Origin of the sequence: Porphyromonas loveana (assembly GCF_003096695.1) — a bacterium.
GTDB classification, from domain to species: domain Bacteria; phylum Bacteroidota; class Bacteroidia; order Bacteroidales; family Porphyromonadaceae; genus Porphyromonas; species Porphyromonas loveana.
Map to the genome: position 1 here is coordinate 111,323 of NZ_QEKY01000004.1, position 15,129 is coordinate 126,451.

Here is a 15,129-nt window from a genome sequence, read left to right on the forward strand (position 1 = left end):
ACCCGAAATCTGTTCTGGCCACCGGCGCTGCTCTACCAATAAAACCTCTGCCTCGCGATGCATCGAGGGCGTGAACTTACGCGAAACCTTACGCCCGCTTTTGCGCTCAATGATGAGCGTAAACTTTATCCGACGAGTTACGCCTAACCCCTCCCTACTAATCGTACTCGCAGATACCTCTATAGTGCGGGCTATCGAACGAAAACTCTGACCCTCTTTGGGCAGAGTTATCGCATACCTTTGCTCTCGGGTTAAGTGATGATATTTGACCATATCACTCCTATCGAACTTGACCTTATCAGCCGGCGGGCCACTACTTCTTTTACTAATCTCTATCGCTCTATAACAACTGTGTTGCTATTGAGGGGGGAATGTGCACTCTGTCGGGCAGGAGTGACTTATCGGGATAAAAACTTATATTTGGACAACTCTAAACAAAAGATTATTTCCCAATGAATAAGAAGAATATTCTCCAACGCACCTCTTTTCTCTCCCTGGTGGAGGGGCAAGAGGTGGACCTCTATCGTCTGGCTCGTGACAAGGGCTTGGAGGTATATGTGACCAACTACGGAGCGAAGATCGTCTCCCTCTTCGTGCCGGATCGCAACGGACAGCCCGTGGATGTGGTGCTGGGACATGATTCGATGGCTGACTACTTGGCCTCGGAGGAGCAGTACTTCGGCGGTATCTGTGGAAGGTATGCCAATCGGATAGCCGGAGGCCGATTCTCAATAGACGGTCGCAACTACACGCTCCCGCTCAATGCCGGTGCCGCGTCCCTCCACGGCGGAGTGAAGGGATTCAATGCCAAAGTGTGGACCGTCAAAGCGCTCAGCCCGACATCTATTACGATGGAGTACATTTCTCCGGATGGTGAGGAGGGTTACCCGGGCGAACTGAAGGTGGAGATGACTTATAGCATCGCAGCAGAAGACACATTGCACATCGATTACCGAGCCACAACGAACGCACCTACAGTGCTGAACCTGACCAATCACTCCTATTTCAATCTGTCGGGAGCAGGCGATCCCTCGGTGCATGATCATCTGCTCACCATCCCTGCCTCCACTTACCTGCCCACCGATGAGAACGCCATCCCGTACGGAGCTGCCGAACGGGTGGAGGGTACGCCATTCGACTTCACGACAGCGCACACCATAGGCGAACGCATTGACACGCCCATCGACCAACTCGTTCGTGCCAAGGGTTACGACCACTCCTATATAATAGACAAACCGATCGGAGCCTTCGGTCTCTGCTGCAGCTGCTCATCGCCCAAGACGGGAATCGTCTTGGAAGTGGCTTCCTCCGAACCGGCTATGCAAGTGTATACGGGCAACTGGATGACCGGACAGCTGCGCGGCAAATGGGATCAGCGCTATCCTGCACGCGCTGCCGTCTGCTTCGAAACGCAGCACTTCCCCGACTCGCCCAACAGACCGGATTACCCGTCCACGCTCTTGCGTCCGGGCGAAGAGTTCCACTCCGAGACCACATTCCGTCTCTATGCCAAGGCATAAAAACAGGATCACTGCACAGATTACTCATCTTGATAAACAAGCACTGATTATGGAATTAGATTTTGTAAGAAGTAGATTCATCAAACATTTCGATGGTTCTACCGGCCGTCTTTTCGCATCGCCCGGTCGCATCAATCTCATAGGCGAACACACCGATTATAACGGAGGCTTCGTATTTCCCGGAGCCATAGACAAGGGGATGCTTGCCGAGCTCAAACCCAACGGCACTGACAAGGTGCGGGCATACTCCATTGACCTGAAGGACTACGTCGAATTTGGTCTCGGGCCGGATGATATTCCGCGAGCAACGTGGGCCAAGTATATATATGGTGTCTGTCGGGAGATGATAGAACGTGGTGTGGAGGTGCAGGGCTTCAATACAGCCTTTGCGGGCGATGTGCCTCTCGGGGCTGGCATGTCTTCCTCTGCAGCACTGGAGAGTACCTATGCCTATGCGCTCAATGAGCTATTCGGCGGTAGTCGCATTGATCCCTTCGAACTCGCTAAGGTGGGACAGGCCACCGAACATAAATATGTGGGAGTGAAGTGTGGCATCATGGATCAATTCGCCAGCATATTCGGCAAGAAGGATCATCTGATACGCTTGGACTGCAAGACGTTGGAGCATAAGTATTATCATTTCCGCCCGCAAGGTTACAGGCTTGTGCTCTTAGACACGACTGTCAAGCACGAACTGGCATCCTCTGCTTACAACAAGCGTCGAGAGTCCTGCGAGACGGTAGCTGCCTGCATCCGTGAGCGCCATCCCGAGGTCGAATTCCTCAGAGATGCCTCAATGGATATGCTACTGGAGGTGAAGGATCAGGTTTCTGCCGAAGATTATATGCGAGCCCAATACGTCATCGAGGAAGTGCAGCGTGTACTTGATGTGTGCGAAGCTCTGGAGCGTGACGACTACGAGACCGTGGGGCGGAAGATGTACGAGACGCACGACGGGATGAGCCGCCTGTATGAGGTCAGTTGCGAAGAGTTGGATTTTCTCAATGCTATTGCACAAGACTGTGGTGTGACGGGTTCACGCGTGATGGGTGGCGGATTCGGCGGCTGTACGATCAACCTCGTCAAGAACGAACTCTACGACCTTTTCATCGAACATGCCAAACAGCGTTATTGTGAGAAGTATGGTCGCGAACCCAAGGTGTATAACGTAATCATCAGTGATGGCGCACGTTGCATAGACTGATGTCCATCGCTGTGGCTGCTCTTACCTCATGTGGGTAGGGCACCTGGTCGGATGCAATAAGGGCAGTGTCGTGAGAGATAATCTCCTGACACAGCCCTTGCTCGTATGCTGTCGCGATGGCTTGCGCCCTTGACCTTATTTCATGATCTTGGCAATAGTCTCCTCAATGCTTTCCATCGGTAGATTGCCCATCGTTTGTGTAGGTATACCCTTTACAGGCACGAAGAGTACCATCGGGATGCTGCGGACCCCGAAGAGGCTTGCTAGTTCCTTCTCATTATCCACATTCACCTTGTAAACGGTGAGCTTACCGGCATATTTCTTGGCCACCTGTTCCAGTTTGGGAGAGAGGCTGCGGCATGGTCCGCACCAGTCAGCATAAAAATCGATGATCGCCGGTTTGTCGCCCTTGTAGACCCATTCCTGTGGATTGGCCGTGTAGTCGTATATATGCTCTCGCATATACTCGGCTGTGATATGGATGATCTTGCCGTCCTCTCCTTCATTGGCTTGGGAGGGAGTGGCTTGCTCTTGGCGAGAATCGTTCTTTGTCGTGCAGGAAGCAGTGAGGGTTCCCACAGATAAGAGTAGCGTGGTGCTCAGCATGAGCACTTTTGCGCAGATGTTCTTTTTCATTGTACGCTGTGTTTTGATTGTTTGCACGTCAATATAAACGACAAAGCGGTCAAAAGGTTCATTTCTCTCTCCTCAGACCGCTCTGTTGTTCTGTCGTTGTGGTGTGACTTAGAGTCGTTTGATGTATGCTCGGCGGGTCTTGTGATGCTTGCGTTCGAAGTAGTTCCACTGCATCTGCACGGCCATATTGGTCTCCAACTCGGGATTGCTCTCGGCATATTCCACCCCGTTCTTCTGGAAGATCGGTATCATGTCGTCAAAGATGAGCGCGTTCACGCCCTTGTTTTGATACTCCGGCAATACTCCGATGAGATAGAGATCCACTACGCGGGGACGGCTCTTGAGGGCTTTGAGCAGGTGCACAAAACCGAATGGCCACAGACTACCCTTAGCTTTCTTGAGCGCGCGGCTCAGACTGGGCATGGTGATGGCGAAGGCTACGACTTCGTCATCCTCTTCGCGGAGGATAACTGTTACGAAGTCGAGACGTACCATGGGAATGTAGATATTCACATAGTAATCTATCTGTGCTTCGGACAGCTCTGAGAAGCCGTATAGCTGACTGAAAGCCTTGTTGAGCGTGCGGAAGATGCGATGCGCATAAGGCATTACCTCCTTGCGGGTGCGGAATTTGAGCGTCTTAAGACCGTATTTCTGCCGAACAATCTCCGATATACGCTGATGCTTCTCCGGAATCTCGGCAGGGACGAAGATCTTGTATTCTTTCCAGTCTTGGTCTTTGATGAATCCGATTCGCTCCAGTTGCTTTGGGTAGTAGGCGTAGTTGTATATAGTAGCCATCGTGCCCAATTGGTCGAAACCCTCAACGAGCATCCCCTCATGGTCCAAATCGGTGAAGCCCATCGGCCCCTGCAGCATATCCATGCCTTTGGCGCGAGCCCAATCCGATACGGCATTGATGAGCGCATCTACCACTTCGTTGTCGTTGATGAAGTCGATGAAGCCAAAGCGCGCATTGCTTTGATTCCAAGTGTTGTTTGCACGGTGATTGATCATGCCGGCAATACGCCCCACGATCTTCCCATCACGGTAAGCCAGGAAGTATATGGCTTCACAAAATTCGAATGCCGGATTACGATCTTTGTCCAGGGTCATGATCTCGTCATCTACCAGTCCGGGGACGTGATAAGGATTGTTTCTATACAGATCGATATTGAACTGAACGAATTTCTTCAATTCGGCTTTGTCCCGTACTTCTCTTATTTCTACAGCCATAACTAATGTATTTGGTTCGCTTTGCGATAAAGATTACGTCTTATTTTGTACCTTTCACGCACAAATATAATTGAAATAGTTAATCATTATGGATACAATACGCATCTACTGTAACAATCTTAAGCGCTACGAAGAGTTCCCTCATGGTGTCTCTTTGCAGCAAGTAGCACAACATTTTCGTGACGAACTGGGCTTCCGCCCGCTCAATGCACAGGTCAATCACCTCACCCGCGATCTCAACTTCCGTCTCTATGAACCATCTGATATCATCTTCGCCTCCTATGAGGACGAGTCCGGTATGCGTACCTACGTGCGAACGCTCAGCTTTATCCTAAGCAAGGCTGTTGCGGACGTGCTGCCGGGGAGCAAGCTCTTTATAGAACATTCTCTTTCCAAGGGCTACTATTGCCAGATAAAGAACGCACACGTGGTTACGCCCGTGGAGATCGAGCGCGTGAAGGTGCGGATGCAAGAAATCATAGCTGCCGATATACCTTTCTGTCCTCGTTGCGAACGCACTGAAGAGGTGGCTACCATGTTCCGCGAACGGGGCTATGAGGACAAGGCCGACCTGCTTGAAACGACGGGTATGCCCTATTCACGCTACTTCGAGCTGGAGGGTTATCCTGACTACTACTATGGCAGTTTGGCTCCGTCCACGGGTTATATAGACCTCTTCGGGCTGGAGCCTTATCTGGAGGGAGCACTCCTGCGTGTGCCGCGTAGGGACAAACCCGATGAGCTGGCTCCCCTTATCCCACAGCCTATGATGCGCAAGGTCTTTGCCGATCATGACCGACTACTGGATCTGCTGCAGGTGACCCATGTGGGCAGCCTGAACAAAGCCATCGACCGTAATGAGGTGGCTTCCATGATTCAGGTGTCCGAAGCCATGCAGGAGAAGCAGATAGCTGCCATCGCCGATGATATAGCCGAACGTTATAAGCAAGGCGTACGCGTGGTACTTATATCCGGACCTTCATCATCGGGTAAGACAACTTTTTGCAAGAGACTACAGACACAGCTCCTGACCAATTATATACGCCCCTACGGACTCTCCCTCGACGATTACTTCCTCAATCGGGAGGATTCGCCTCGCGACGAGTCGGGAGACTATGACTACGAGTCGCTCTATGCCTTGGATTTGTCCCTCTTCAATAGGGATCTGAACGAAATGATCGCCGGAAACGAGGTGAAACTCCCTACCTATGACTTTACTACCGGCAAGCGTGTCTATAAGGGGAATAGCATCCACCTCCGTGAGGGTGATATTCTTGTGATAGAAGGCATTCACGGATTGAACCCCGAACTCATTCCCAATGTGCCCGAATCAAGTACTTATAAGGTGTACGTGAGCGCCTTGACGGCTATCGGATTGGATGCACACAACCGTATTCCGAGCACGGACAACCGCCTCATTCGCCGTATGGTGCGGGACTATCGCTATCGTAATCATACCGGTTTGCAGACGCTCCGTCGTTGGCCCAGCGTAAGGAGGGGAGAGGAGAAATGGGTATTCCCCTATCAGGAGAATGCGCATGTCATGTTCAACAGCGCCATGCTCTACGAGCTTGCCGTCATGCGTGCCTATGCCGAGCCTATCTTGCAATCTGTCCCGCGTAACGAGCCTGAGTATGCCGAGGCGCATAGGTTGCTACGTTTTCTCAGCAGCTTCCGCATGATACCGGCACGACTGCTGCCCAATAACTCTCTGATGCGCGAGTTCCTCGGCGGGAGTACTTTCCAGTATTAAGACCCGAGGGGCTGCATTCGAACCCGACAGACTCCTTGAATACGGGGGCTGTGTCGTCATGTGATATGATGGCTCAGCCCTTTTCTTTTTTTAACTCTCAGCGACGCGATGAGAGGAATGAAGCATCCTTTTTGGAATTATGGACTGAAAACCTCCGGAATATGGCGCCGAAAGCGTTGAGAAGTACGCGCCAGAAATTTTTCGATCTGGCGCCAAAATTTTTCCGAAATTGCACCAAAATCGTTTCTTTTTGGCGCGAGTTTTCTCTCTGATCTGTGCATGATGGAGACTATAACACCTCTGTACACTTTTTTACGCGGAGGTACCTGTATCTTTTCCCAGAGTAGAAAATTGTTGCATTTCTCCGTAGTAATCTCTGGCAGAAGCTCGACTTCTTAAATAGAGATACTTCTTGTTGATAATTATTTACAGATTGTGATTATCTTTGCAGAGTAGTATAAATGGACCTGTATGAAGCCATTTTTACCCATCAAAATAATAGATCAATTATGCGCATTATTAGTCGTTTTTTGTTCGTTTCTCTTGCACTCGTACTTTTTGCCGCTTGTCGTTCGCAGCGGGAGAAAGTTGTCTATCTGCAGGATGTGGCTACTTTCGATCGGGAAGTTATTACCAAACCCTATGATGTGAGGATAGAGAAAGATGATATTCTGAACATCCTTGTGAGCAGCACAGACCCCGAGCTTTCTGCTCCATACAACCAAGTCTTGATCACCCGTGCCCAGGCGCGTGCAGGCTATGCTGCCAATGCGGGTGAAGGTTACCTCGTGGATTCCAGAGGTTATATCAATTATCCCATCCTCGGACAAATCTATGTGGAGGGCATGACGCGTACCGAACTGGAGAAAGAGATACAGACCAGAATTATCTCCAGCGGGTACATCAAGGACCCCACGGTGACCGTGCAGCTACAGAACTTCAAGGTGTCGGTGTTGGGTGAGGTGAATAAGCCCGGATCTTTGGACATCAAGGGTGAGCGTATCACCTTGCTTGAGGCATTGGGTATGGCCGGCGATCTCACCATCTACGGTCGTCGCGACCGTGTCTTTGTCATCCGTGAGACCAATGGTAATCGAGAGGTGCTCCAAGCTGACTTGCGAAAGGCTGATCTGCTTACCAGCCCCGTCTATTATCTGCACCAAAATGATGTCATATACGTGGAGCCGAACGAGAAAAAGACGCAGATGAGCGAGATCAACCAAAACAACAATGTAAATGTGTGGCTCAGTGTGACTTCTACTCTCGTCTCCATCACCACGCTTACTATAACGATCATCGACAAAGTCAATAAATGATAATCCCATGATGCCTACCGAAGAAAAGAGGATCACACCCTACGGCGGAGCTTCCCGCTCGGAGAGTGGAGAGGACATTTCGTTCTTCTCCGTAGAGGAATTTTTATTTAGTCTCCTTTCGTCTTGGAAGTGGATTGTGGGCAGCGTCGTTGCCTGCGCCCTTATTGCCTATATATATGTACAGAACCAGTCACCTGTGTACCATGCGCAGGCTACTGTGCTCATCAAGAGTGCTGAGAAGAATGGTGTCTCCGGAGGACTGAGTCAGTTCCAAGACTTAGGCTTGCTGATGGGCAATTCGGAGGTCGAGAATGAACTCCTTGTCTTCAAAGCCAAGCGCCTGACCGCCATCGTGGTGGACAAGCTGAACCTCGACCTAACCCTTTCCAAGGACGGCTTCTGGCGCAAGGAGTCGCTCTATGCCAATAGTCCGCTGAGCATCAAAATTACGAACAGAGATTCGACGGAGGGATATTCTTTCCGGATACAGATCAAGGACGAAAAGACTTTCCGACTCACCCACTTCAAGCGGCATGCCGGCAGAGGATTGAGCGGCATGGAGGTGGATGGTACTTTCGGCCAACCTGTGGCTACGCCTGTGGGAGAGCTGCAAATAGATCAGACTCCCTTCTTTGTCGCTGCATGGAAGGGGCAAGTCGTATATGTGGTGAAAGAAGATATGCGTAAGGTAGTGGAGCGCTACAACCAAGAGCTTCAAGTAGCATTGGCCGACAAGAAGTCGACCATTGTGCGTCTCTCACTCAACAATACCGATCTGGATCGTGCCAAGGACTTTATCAATACTCTCATTAGCTCCTATAACGATGACGTGATGAACGACAAGAAGAGTGTGGCAGTGAGCACGGCTACCTTCATCGACGAACGTCTGGCTATGATAGGGGGAGAACTCGGATCGGTGGATACCGAGATCGAAACTTTCAAGAAGCAAAATAATATCACCGATATTACCACCGATGTGGGTACTTATCTGAAGAACAGTTCGGACTTGCAGAAAGATCAGCTCATTGTGGAGCGGAATCTATCTTTGGCTAAGTATATCCAAGCTTTCCTGAGACAGACCAATTCGGACAACGAACTCATGCCGGCTAATCTGGGCCTAACCGAACAGGGTATCGATAACAGTATCGCACAATACAACGAACTCAAACTGAGGTATGATCGTCTGAAGCAGAGCTCCAGCGAGAACAGTCCTGCTGTGCAAGAGGCTGCGATGCAGCTTGTGTCCATGCGCAAGTCGATCAATGTGGCTGTGGACAACTACATCAAGACGCTTAGCTTGCAGTTGCGAGACGTAAACAAAGAGATGTCGCGGACCCGTGAGCAAATCAGTGCCGTGCCCACACGGGAGAAGATCATGTCCACGATCCTTCGCCAACAGAAGATCAAGGAGGAACTCTATCTCTATCTTCTCAATAAGCGTGAAGAAAACGCCCTCCGCCTCGCTATTACAGAGAGCAATGCCAAGGTGGTGGATGCTGCTGACGGTTCGTCGGTTCCGGTAGCACCGCGCAAGATGGTTATTTTCATGGCTGCATTGTTGCTGGGCGTTGCTATCCCTACCCTCTACATCTATCTGCGTATGCAGTTCAATAAGACCGTGCGAGGCCGCAAAGATTTGGAAGATATGGCCATTCCGTTCTTGGGAGAAATTCCGGCTTACGAGGGTCAGAGGAATGAAGAGGACGTGGACGTTGTGGTCAATGCTGGCAGTCGCGACTCGGCCAGTGAGGCATTCCGCATCCTGCGCTCCAATATGGAGTTTATGCGTGTGAAGTCACCGGATATGAAGGTGGTGATGTTTACATCGGCCAATCCTGGGTCTGGCAAATCTTTCGTGACGATGAACTTGGCTATCTCCATCGCCCTCACCGGTAAAAAGGTTGTGGTCGTGGATTTGGATATCCGCAAGGGCTCTCTCTCCGGTCGCCTGGCAGAGAATAATGTGGGAGTCACCGACTATCTCTACAAGGATACCCTTACTGTAGATAATCTCATTACGCACTCTCCTTACAGTGAGAATCTGGATGTAATCCTTGCCGGTCCCATACCGCCCAACCCTGCCGAGTTGTTGCTGTCCGATCGTTTGACTCAGTTGATTGGCGAACTTCGCAATCGTTATGACTACGTATTCATGGACTCTGTGCCAGCTATGTCGGTGGCGGATGCCATGATCACGAACCGCGTGGCGGACCTCACTGTGTACGTCATACGTCAAGGGCTTCTCGATCGTCGCTATCTGCCCGAAGTGGAACGCCTGCATACCGAGAATAAGTTCGTCAATATGTGCATGATCCTTAATGGCGTCACCTATACAAGCTCCAGTAGCAGATATACCTATGGTTACAACTATGGTTATGGATACCATGCTCATGACAAGCATGACAGGAAGAACAGCGGCAGTCGTTACGCTTCACAGGCTAAGAAGAAGTTCAGAATGAAACACCTGAAAAGAACTAATCACGGCTAAAGGCCATGTTCTCATTTTTCAGAAGAAAGGAAAAGCGACACAATCCGTTCGAGCAGGGATGGCTGAACGGATTGGTCGATATCCATTGTCACTTGTTGCCCGCTGTGGACGACGGCTCCAAATCCATTGAGGAGACCTTCTCCTTGATGGATTTTCTGCATAGTCTGGGCGTCACGCGGCATATCCTTACGCCTCATATCATGGAGGACTATCCCACCAATAATGCTGTATTCTTACGAGCTCGCTTCAAGGAACTCACGGCATCGCTCCCTGCCGACCGGGCTTCATCGCTTCGCTTGGGCGCAGAGTATATGTTGGATAGTACTTTCGGTCGCCGCTTGGTAGAGCCGTTGCTTACGCTAAGTGACAGGCATATGCTGGTGGAAACTTCCTATATGGCTCCGCCTATGGGGTTGATGGGACTCTTGGCCGATCTCCAGCTCAAAGGCATTACACCGGTCTTGGCTCATCCCGAACGTTATGTGTATATGGAGGAGAAGGACTACGTGGCTGTGAAGAAACAAGGGGTGCTCTTCCAGCTTAATCTTTTCTCCCTTTTCGGTGCCTATAGTTCGAGCACCACCGAGAAAGCGCATGGCTTGCTTGAAGCGGGTTATTACGATCTGTTGGCTACAGATGCACACCATCTGAACCCGCTGACCAATCTCGTCTCCGGTGCTACTCTGCCCATAAGTATGGAAGGAGATGTCCGCACGCTGGTGGAAAACAACGCCCGACTATTTTCTTTCTGATTCCCAATACAAACAAAAAAGAGGTTGAGCCTAAAGGAATCTGTCCTTTGCTCAACCTCTTTTTGGTTTCTTGTCTGACCGGCTCTTAGTAGCAGATATTGCAAGAGCCGCAGCGCATACAGCCTCCTCTGAACCGATGTTCGATAATATCGCGGAGCCTGTCGCGCAATTGTTCGATATGTACGAGTTTGACTACGTCGTCTGTGAAGGCTACGCTAAGCATTGTCTTGGCTTCAGCCATGGGAATGCCGCGTTGACGCATGTAGAAGAGTGCTTCGTCATCAAGCTGTCCGGTAGTCATCCCGTGCGAACACTTCACGTCATCGGCATAGATCTCCAGCTGTGGCTTGGAGTACATGCGTGCAGTATCATCGAGCAGGAGATTCCTGTTGTTCTGGTAAGCAGCAGTTTTCTGTGCGCCTTTGGCTACGTAAATTCGACCTGAAAATGCTCCCTGTGCCTGCTTGCTGAGGACGTATTTGAATAGTTCGTTGCTCTGGCAGTTAGGGACGAGGTGCTCTATCCTGCTGTAGTTATCTACGTGCTGTTTGCTTTCGGCTATGGCCATACCGCCCAGGGTCAGATCGGCATTCTCGCCTTCGAGGTGACAATAGTAGTTGTTGCGGGTGAGACCGTTGTGTATCGTCATGCTGTTGATGATCACATTGGAATTGGCTGCCTGACGCACGTGGACTGAGGCGATGCGGTGAGTTGTCTTGCTGCTCTCCTCCAGATCATAGAGAGCGAAGCGACTATCCGCAGCAGCGAAGATCTCAACAACCTCCGTTGTCAGGAACGAATGGGCATCCAGCGTGTGCTCGCATATCAACAATGAGGCCTCAGCTCCCTTGCCCAAGATAATGAGCATACGGCGAGTCGCAAGGATTTCCATATCTGCACGAAGGAGCTGGACGAGCTGGATGGGGTTGGGCAACACCACTCCGTCCGGTAGATAAATGACGAAGCCGTCTTGTGCAAACATTGTATTGAATGCTACGATCCCATCATGATCCGGCGTAGCTGCTTGTGCATAGTACTGTGCAGCAACATCAGGGTAGTTCAGTGCGAAGTCGGAGAGACTGCCGACAAATGTTCCCGCAGGCAGCTCTGAAACTTGGCTCCACTCGCTGTCGTATGCGTCATTGACGATGTAACATAGGTCTGTGTCTAAGTCAGGCAGGGTGCAGCGGAAGGCTTCTTTCTGCTTGATGGGGAAGTTGACACGGTTGAGATTCACACCATAATCACGGCTGAAGAGCTCGGACAGGTCCGTGCGCTGATAGTTCTCACTCCCGTAGGGTGGCAAACCCTTTGACTCGAAAGCGGCAAAGGCAGCCTCCCGTTTTGCGTTGAGTACGCGAGGAGAGTGGCTGTCAATGGCTTCGCGATTCTCGCGGAAGAGTTGGAGATATTGTTCTTCTGTCTTGATCATCATGCAATTATTCTCCTATCTCGTCTTTGATCCAATCATATCCCTTTTCTTCCAGCATGAGAGCCAGATCGGCACCACCAGAGCGTACGATGCGTCCCTTGTAAAGCACGTGGACGAAGTCAGGCTTGATATAGTCGAGCAGGCGTTGGTAGTGTGTGATCACGATGGCTGCATTTTCCGGCGAACGTAGTTGATTCACGCCGTTAGCTACTATTCGAAGAGCGTCGATGTCGAGACCACTGTCGGTCTCATCCAAGATGGCAAGTTTGGGTTCCAACATCGCCATCTGGAAGATTTCGTTCCGCTTCTTTTCACCCCCTGAGAAACCTTCGTTCACAGAACGGCTGGCCAGTTTGTTGTCAAGCTCTACGATGGCACGCTTTTCACGCATCATCTTGAGGAAGTCGCTAGCCGAAACGGGATCGGCACCGATGGCTTTGCGGTGCTCATTGACAGCCGCACGCATGAAGTTCACCATGCTCACTCCGGGGATCTCGACCGGATATTGGAAACTGAGGAAGAGTCCGAGGTGAGCGCGCTCCTCGGGAGCCAATTCAAGAATATCAATACCGTTGAAGGAAACCTCTCCCTCCGTCACCTCGAAAGACGGGTGTCCCACGAGGACGGATGAGAGCGTGCTCTTACCAGAGCCGTTGGGGCCCATGATAGCATGTATCTCTCCGGCCTTGATTTCCAGATCGATTCCTTTTAATATCTCTTTGCCTTGAACGTTGGCATGGAGGTTCTTTATCTTAAGCATACTTGGATTGTATTTTTATGACTTTGATTGCACGAATGTATGTGTGATGATTATCCTACTGATCCTTCGAGAGAGATGCTCAGGAGCTTCTGTGCCTCTACGGCAAACTCCATCGGCAGCTTGTTCATGACCTCCTTGGCATAACCATTGACGATCAGTCCTACAGCTTCTTCGGTACCGATACCTCTCTGATTGCAGTAGAAGATCTGGTCTTCGCTGATCTTGGAGGTCGTGGCCTCATGCTCGATGATGGCCGTGTCGTTTTGAACGTCGGCATAGGGGTATGTATGTGCTCCGCAGTGGTCGCTCAGCAACAGACTGTCGCATTGAGAGTGATTGCGTGCATTGGTTGCACTCTTGGATATCTTGACGAGACCGCGGTAGCTGTTCTGACTGGAACCGGCAGAGATACCTTTCGATACAATGCGGCTGCGCGTGTTTTTCCCAAGGTGGATCATCTTGGTCCCAGTGTCTGCCTGTTGGAAGTTGTTGGTCACTGCTACCGAATAGAATTCGGCTATGGAATTGTCACCACGGAGGACACAACTGGGATATTTCCATGTAATGGCCGATCCGGTTTCTACCTGTGTCCACGATATTTTGGAGTTATCGCCTTTGCAGATACCTCGTTTCGTGACGAAATTGTAAATACCGCCTTTGCCATCTTTGTCGCCCGGATACCAATTTTGTACGGTTGAGTATTTGACTTCGGCATTAGTCTCGGCGATGATCTCCACAATCGCTGCATGAAGCTGATTCTCATCACGCTGAGGAGCGGTGCAACCTTCCAAATAGCTCACGTACGAATCTTCATCAGCTACGATGAGCGTTCGCTCGAACTGTCCGGTATTGGCTGCATTGATGCGGAAATAGGTGGAAAGCTCCATCGGACAACGCACGCCCTTGGGGATGTAAACGAAAGAGCCGTCACTGAAAACAGCGGAGTTGAGAGCCGCGAAGAAATTGTCTTTGCTCGTTACTACCGTACCCAAATACTTTCGTACCAAATCGGGAAAGTCCTTCACAGCCTCGCTGAATGAGCAAAAGATGATCCCTTTCTCGGCTAATTTCTCTTTGAAAGTAGTCTTCACAGATACGCTATCCATCACAGCGTCCACAGCCATTCCGCTTAGAATCTTCTGTTCTTCGAGGGGGATGCCGAGCTTGTCGAAAGTCTTGAGCAACTCGGGATCGACCTCATCCAAGCTTTTGGGCCCTTCTTTCTTCTTCGGGGCAGCGTAGTAGATGATGTCTTGGTAGTCTATTGGGGGGATGTTTAGATGAGCCCAATTGGGTTCCGTCATGGTTAGCCAGTGACGGTATGCATTCAGTCGATACTCAAGTAGCCATTCCGGCTCTCCTTTTTTAGAAGAAATGAGACGGACGGTATCTTCCGAGAGTCCTCGTCCGATGGTTTCCGTTTCGATGTCGGTTACAAAGCCGTATTTGTATTCGCTGCCTGTAACCTCATCCAGTATATTGTTGTCGTCTTGCATATTATGAAGTCGTGGTGAACTATATGATTATTACTATTGTGTAAACAGCCGATGGGGGGCAAAAGTTGGGACGATGTTCTTGACCCGATCATACAAAGCAGAACTACTTCGCAAGGATGTCATATCTTCCTCTTGGTTTCTGGTGAAAATGCCGTCGTTGATTAGGAATAAGTAGCTCATCAGGATGCCCGCAATAGCTATTCCTGCAATCCCTCCGGCCACATGATTGAGGATTCCTATCGGACTCATCTTCACAAGACCAGTTACCACTTTGCCTGCAATAGGAATGATAATAAGAATAGCCAGAAAGCCGATGATAAGCCCAAAGGTGTGGGCTACTCCTTGTGATAGCCCGAATGCTGGAGCTATCCATGATTCAATCGGTATTGCGAGTAGAGCGCAGCCATAGGTCGCTAGCACGATGGCTATAAGCGAAACTGCCTGTTTGATGATTCCATCAAACAGGCCTTTCACTAATCCTATTGCAAGGACGATCAAGATGAACAAATCAATCGCGTTCATGTGTTTGACCCCCT

The 15,129-nt window shown here is 50.3% G+C and carries 12 protein-coding genes and 1 pseudogene; 6 read left to right on the top strand and 7 right to left on the bottom strand.

From position 1 onward, the window contains the following. Positions 1 to 162: 162 nt before the first annotated feature. A pseudogene (locus tag C7382_RS10285) lies at positions 163 to 273 on the bottom strand (helix-turn-helix domain-containing protein); the annotation flags it as partial. 179 nt (positions 274 to 452) lie between these two features. Here C7382_RS10285 and C7382_RS03180 point away from each other — a divergent pair. Both C7382_RS03180 and galK read left to right on the top strand, forming a co-directional pair. Then, the gene (locus C7382_RS03180) at positions 453 to 1,520 is read left to right on the top strand and encodes an aldose epimerase family protein (RefSeq protein ID WP_116678870.1); all 1,068 of its coding nucleotides are present in this window, start codon (positions 453 to 455) and stop codon (positions 1,518 to 1,520) included. A gap of 49 nt (positions 1,521 to 1,569) precedes the next feature. Next, on the top strand, positions 1,570 to 2,724 hold the full coding sequence (gene galK / locus C7382_RS03185; RefSeq protein ID WP_116678871.1) for a galactokinase: 1,155 nt from the start codon (positions 1,570 to 1,572) through the stop codon (positions 2,722 to 2,724). 135 nt (positions 2,725 to 2,859) lie between these two features. On the opposite strand, the gene C7382_RS03190 is transcribed toward galK, so the two are convergent. Together C7382_RS03190 and C7382_RS03195 are read right to left on the bottom strand one after the other, a co-directional pair. Continuing rightward, positions 2,860 to 3,360, bottom strand: coding sequence for a thioredoxin family protein (locus C7382_RS03190; RefSeq protein WP_116678872.1), 501 nt, complete (start codon positions 3,358 to 3,360; stop codon positions 2,860 to 2,862). 108 nt (positions 3,361 to 3,468) lie between these two features. Further along, on the bottom strand, positions 3,469 to 4,596 hold the full coding sequence (locus tag C7382_RS03195) for a hypothetical protein (protein ID WP_116678873.1): 1,128 nt from the start codon (positions 4,594 to 4,596) through the stop codon (positions 3,469 to 3,471). A gap of 88 nt (positions 4,597 to 4,684) precedes the next feature. Here C7382_RS03195 and C7382_RS03200 point away from each other — a divergent pair, with 88 nt between their 5' ends. The 4 genes from C7382_RS03200 to php1 all read left to right on the top strand — a co-directional run bounded on the left by C7382_RS03200 (position 4,685) and on the right by php1 (position 10,905). Next, positions 4,685 to 6,349 (top strand): nucleoside kinase, encoded by a 1,665-nt coding sequence (locus C7382_RS03200; RefSeq protein ID WP_116678874.1) that lies wholly within the window; start codon positions 4,685 to 4,687, stop codon positions 6,347 to 6,349. Between the two features lie 509 nt (positions 6,350 to 6,858). Next, positions 6,859 to 7,665 carry a polysaccharide biosynthesis/export family protein gene (locus C7382_RS03205; RefSeq protein WP_116678875.1) on the top strand — a complete coding sequence of 269 codons (807 nt, stop codon included), beginning with the start codon at positions 6,859 to 6,861 and terminating at the stop codon, positions 7,663 to 7,665. A gap of 7 nt (positions 7,666 to 7,672) precedes the next feature. Then, the gene (gene ptk1, locus C7382_RS03210; RefSeq protein WP_116678876.1) at positions 7,673 to 10,153 is read left to right on the top strand and encodes a polysaccharide biosynthesis tyrosine autokinase Ptk1; all 2,481 of its coding nucleotides are present in this window, start codon (positions 7,673 to 7,675) and stop codon (positions 10,151 to 10,153) included. A 5-nt stretch (positions 10,154 to 10,158) separates the two neighbouring features. After that, the gene (php1, locus tag C7382_RS03215; protein ID WP_116678877.1) at positions 10,159 to 10,905 is read left to right on the top strand and encodes a polysaccharide biosynthesis protein-tyrosine phosphatase Php1; all 747 of its coding nucleotides are present in this window, start codon (positions 10,159 to 10,161) and stop codon (positions 10,903 to 10,905) included. An 85-nt stretch (positions 10,906 to 10,990) separates the two neighbouring features. Here the strand turns inward: php1 and sufD are convergent, their stop codons facing one another. Genes sufD through C7382_RS03235 form a run of 4 tightly spaced genes read right to left on the bottom strand, consistent with a single transcriptional unit; the run spans position 10,991 to position 15,115 of the window. Further along, positions 10,991 to 12,334, bottom strand: a complete 1,344-nt coding sequence (sufD, locus tag C7382_RS03220) for a Fe-S cluster assembly protein SufD (RefSeq protein WP_116678933.1) — start codon at positions 12,332 to 12,334, stop codon at positions 10,991 to 10,993. Between the two features lie 10 nt (positions 12,335 to 12,344). After that, positions 12,345 to 13,097, bottom strand: a complete 753-nt coding sequence (sufC, locus tag C7382_RS03225) for a Fe-S cluster assembly ATPase SufC (RefSeq protein WP_116678878.1) — start codon at positions 13,095 to 13,097, stop codon at positions 12,345 to 12,347. A 50-nt stretch (positions 13,098 to 13,147) separates the two neighbouring features. Further along, a complete protein-coding gene (sufB, locus tag C7382_RS03230; protein ID WP_116678879.1) occupies positions 13,148 to 14,593 on the bottom strand; it encodes a Fe-S cluster assembly protein SufB in 1,446 nt (481 codons plus the stop codon). A gap of 33 nt (positions 14,594 to 14,626) precedes the next feature. Further along, positions 14,627 to 15,115, bottom strand: coding sequence for a CvpA family protein (locus C7382_RS03235; protein WP_116678880.1), 489 nt, complete (start codon positions 15,113 to 15,115; stop codon positions 14,627 to 14,629). Positions 15,116 to 15,129 lie beyond the last annotated feature (14 nt).

What these genes read in the sequence shown, in the direction of transcription:
- C7382_RS03180 (WP_116678870.1), top strand. Translation starts at nt 453, where the DNA reads ATGAATAAGAAGAATATTCTCCAACGCACCTCTTTTCTCTCCCTGGTG.
- galK (WP_116678871.1), top strand. Translation starts at nt 1,570, where the DNA reads ATGGAATTAGATTTTGTAAGAAGTAGATTCATCAAACATTTCGATGGT.
- C7382_RS03190 (WP_116678872.1), bottom strand. Translation starts at nt 3,360, where the DNA reads ATGAAAAAGAACATCTGCGCAAAAGTGCTCATGCTGAGCACCACGCTA.
- C7382_RS03195 (WP_116678873.1), bottom strand. Translation starts at nt 4,596, where the DNA reads ATGGCTGTAGAAATAAGAGAAGTACGGGACAAAGCCGAATTGAAGAAA.
- C7382_RS03200 (WP_116678874.1), top strand. Translation starts at nt 4,685, where the DNA reads ATGGATACAATACGCATCTACTGTAACAATCTTAAGCGCTACGAAGAG.
- C7382_RS03205 (WP_116678875.1), top strand. Translation starts at nt 6,859, where the DNA reads ATGCGCATTATTAGTCGTTTTTTGTTCGTTTCTCTTGCACTCGTACTT.
- ptk1 (WP_116678876.1), top strand. Translation starts at nt 7,673, where the DNA reads ATGATGCCTACCGAAGAAAAGAGGATCACACCCTACGGCGGAGCTTCC.
- php1 (WP_116678877.1), top strand. Translation starts at nt 10,159, where the DNA reads ATGTTCTCATTTTTCAGAAGAAAGGAAAAGCGACACAATCCGTTCGAG.
- sufC (WP_116678878.1), bottom strand. Translation starts at nt 13,097, where the DNA reads ATGCTTAAGATAAAGAACCTCCATGCCAACGTTCAAGGCAAAGAGATA.
- sufB (WP_116678879.1), bottom strand. Translation starts at nt 14,593, where the DNA reads ATGCAAGACGACAACAATATACTGGATGAGGTTACAGGCAGCGAATAC.
- C7382_RS03235 (WP_116678880.1), bottom strand. Translation starts at nt 15,115, where the DNA reads ATGAACGCGATTGATTTGTTCATCTTGATCGTCCTTGCAATAGGATTA.